Annotated in this window: 1 protein-coding gene; it reads right to left on the bottom strand. The window is 62.3% G+C overall.

Annotated elements, in window-relative coordinates; all coding sequences use genetic code 11:
- Positions 1 to 32: 32 nt before the first annotated feature.
- Positions 33 to 1156, bottom strand: a protein-coding gene (locus tag IC535_RS18710) for an IS3-like element ISStma13 family transposase (RefSeq protein ID WP_228887739.1) whose coding sequence is annotated in 2 segments (ribosomal slippage) — positions 33 to 880 and positions 880 to 1156 — 1125 coding nt in all. Because the reading frame shifts where the segments join, the coding sequence is not laid out codon by codon here.
- Between the last annotated feature and the right edge of the window lie 51 nt (positions 1157 to 1207).

Below are 1207 nucleotides of genomic sequence, written 5' to 3'. Positions count from 1 at the left end.
CGACGTCCCCCCGGCTTGAGTAGTGGGCGGGTTTAGAGTCCGGTGCTGATGTTATCTTTCTTCGCCGCCAACTGCGCGGCGTACTGGGCGGGGGTTAGCCCGCCAAGCGCTCGCTTGGGTCTTTCTTCGTTGTAGTCGCGCCGCCAGCTTTCGATACTGGTACGGGCATGAAGCAACGTCGGGAACCAGTGCTCGTTGAGGCATTCGTCGCGCAGCCGTCCGTTGAAGGACTCGACGTACGCATTTTGGTTCGGCTTGCCCGGTTCGATCAGACGCAGGGCAACTCCCTTTTCGTGAGCCCAGGCCACCATCGCCTTACCGCAAAACTCCTTGCCGTTGTCTGTCCTGATCACGCGTGGCAAGCCGCGCTGCATGGCCAGCCTGTCCAGTACCCTGGACACGCCTTGCCCGGATATTGCCCGCTCCACTTCGATGGCCACAGCCTCGTGGGTGGCGTCGTCGACGATCGTCAGGCACTTGACCACCCGGCCTTCCGCGGTACGGTCGAACACGAAGTCCATCGACCACACCTCATTGGCAGCGGACGGCCGCAGGAGGGGCTGGCGCTCGCCTACCGGCACCTTCTTGCGCTTTCTGCGTCGCACCTGCAGGCCCGCTTCCTGATACAGCCGCTCCACTCGCTTGTAGTTCACGACAAGTCCTTTCTGCCGCAGCTTCAGATGGATCATGCCCACCCCGTAGCGTCTGTGCCGGTGCGCCAGCGCAGCAATCTGCTCGCGCAGCTCAACGTTGTTGTCGGGCCGAGGCTCATAGCGCAGCGCGCTAGCGCTCATCCGCACCACCGTCAGCGCTCGCCGCTCGCTCAACCCCTTCTCGACCATGCTCCGCACCAGCAGCCTGCGCGCCGGCGCGGTCACCACTTTTTTCGCAACGCATCCTTGATGACGTCGTTCTCGAAGACCTGTTCTGCCAGTAGCTTCTTCAGGCGTGTGTTCTCCGCCTCCAGGTCCTTGAGCCGCTTGGCGTCGGGCACGCTCATGCCGCCGAACTTGCTGCGCCACAGGTAGTACGAGGCCTCGCTAAAGCCATGCTGGCGGCAGAGGTCCTTGATGGGCATGCCGGACTCAGCTTCGCGCAGGAAGCCGATGATCTGCTCTTCGGAAAAGCGCTTCTTCACGTCCAATCTCCTTGTCATTGAGGATTGGACTCCAAACCGCTTCGCTACTCAATCTCGGGGGGACGTCGG

This window comes from Stenotrophomonas rhizophila (assembly GCF_020857975.1).
GTDB classification, from domain to species: Bacteria; Pseudomonadota; Gammaproteobacteria; order Xanthomonadales; family Xanthomonadaceae; genus Stenotrophomonas; species Stenotrophomonas rhizophila_C.
This window is presented reverse-complemented; position numbering and strand designations above follow the sequence as displayed.